The 472-nt window shown below is 37.5% G+C and carries 1 protein-coding gene; it reads left to right on the top strand.

What is annotated here, in order from left to right; translation table 11 throughout:
• Window positions 1-47: 47 nt before the first annotated feature.
• A complete protein-coding gene (locus ACFIK8_RS11010) occupies window positions 48-260 on the top strand; it encodes a hypothetical protein (RefSeq protein ID WP_014923781.1) in 213 nt (70 codons plus the stop codon).
• The last annotated feature ends 212 nt before the right edge of the window (window positions 261-472 follow it).

Here is a 472-nt window from a genome sequence, read left to right as displayed (position 1 = left end):
GTTTAGAGATTCCATTAAGATAGCACTCTATTAAGTCATCTTTTGCTATGAGAACAACATTATTGCTTTTATGGGACGTTTATTGTGGAGTTGGTTGTGGCAGCAGTGATGTAGAAATTTTGCGCCTTTGTGGCAAAAGCACTTTGATGCATAAAGAGATTAAGGACCAGAGCAGTGAACATTTCGATAATCAAACCATTGGGAAGATTGTCGAACCATTAGCCAAATGTCATGGTTATCAAACAAAAATAAGTCAGTAATTCATTAAACAAGCCTTGCTTTATGCGATTCGTACAGATCAGTCAGCGCTTGATTTTTTAACACGCTTTGCAGACTGGATGCAGATGCGTTTTTTTCTCAAAAACAAGAAGTTTTTGTTTTTAAGCGGCGACAATTTCCTCATACAAGAAATTCATCAACGTGACTGCTCTCATTGGGAGTTTACACTTTGAGAGTCTTGCATCCAATACAG

Source organism: Bartonella sp. MR168JLCBS, assembly GCF_042194175.1.
This window is presented reverse-complemented; position numbering and strand designations above follow the sequence as displayed.